Annotated in this window: 1 protein-coding gene; it reads right to left on the bottom strand. The window is 50.2% G+C overall.

The window, feature by feature from the left end; all coding sequences use genetic code 11:
- Positions 1-694: 694 nt before the first annotated feature.
- Positions 695-1,142, bottom strand: a 448-nt coding sequence (locus tag CW742_RS14285) for a phosphate-starvation-inducible PsiE family protein (protein WP_342764893.1), incomplete at its 5' end; no start/stop codon positions are given.

Below are 1,142 nucleotides of genomic sequence, written 5' to 3'. Positions count from 1 at the left end.
CAACAGGTCTTCGAAAGAGTTTTTTTTTGTAAATAGTCGGAATCCAGTACTTCACGATTTTTGCGGGGGGTCGGGCAGGGGCCGGCCGGTCCATGAGAGCCGCGGTGGTTAAAAAAAACTCATGGCGAACTTCCAAATGTAGCATTACTGCTCAGGTCCGTAAAAGCCGCGTCATTACACCGCATTGCAACCATCTTTTCCAGCAGAAGTGACATCCAAAACCATAACCGGATTCCGGGTTTTTTTTGAGTGGATGAAAAGAGTCCGGTAAAAAATCCATACTGTCCCCTGCCCGACCCCCCTTTTTCACACCAGTAAAAAAACCATGATTTCCCGTGGAAACACTGACAGATTTATTCCCAGATTTTCCTCCATTGGAACCCGATGGGCGTCGGGCAGGGGACACGATTGAATCGACCGGTCGATCGCGATTAAATTTCTTTTTTGAGATCTCCTGGATCCAAAAGAGAACGGGTCCGGGTCTTCAGGAAAACTCGTGGGGGAGTGAGAATCCCGATAACGAAAACATTCCCCGTCAGCATGATGAACCGTGCAGGTTTCTTCTGAATTCAGCCCGGATGCAGAACATCATTACCCGGGAATCCGGCAACAACCGCTGTTTTATTCCATGAGATGCCATACGGGAGCTTTTCACATAGGGAGGTGAATGATTCGGACCGGTATTCCGGCCTGGTCAGTCATTCTTGTCGCCAATCTTGCCCGAACCTGCAGTGAGACCGGCCCTTTTAATGAGATAATACCCTGCAGCCAAGCCGACGACGATGACGCCTATCCCCATCAGCTCGAACCCGTATTCGAACCCGGTCATACCGGTAGGGTCGAGAAGGATCACCTTCCGAGCAACGGCAATGACGGCAAGAAGGACAACGATCTCGACATGGATAACATTCTCCCGGAAATATGCCTTGATGGTGTCGAGAAGCTCGACGCCAATGAGGACGAGCAGGAATGCACCGAGAACAAGGATCATCTCATGCGAATCGAGCAGCCAGGGCGAGATATCGAACAGGGACAGGTACAGGATATACCCGAGATCGAAGATGGCAAAGACGAGGACTGCCATGAGCAGGATCATCAGCGCCGCATAGACAACTTTTTCGAATTTATTGACAATCTCGATC

This window comes from Methanoregula sp., from assembly GCF_002835825.1.
GTDB lineage: Archaea > Halobacteriota > Methanomicrobia > Methanomicrobiales > Methanospirillaceae > Methanoregula.
The sequence above is the reverse complement of the archived record's forward strand: the minus strand, read 5'-3'. Positions and strand labels throughout refer to the sequence as shown.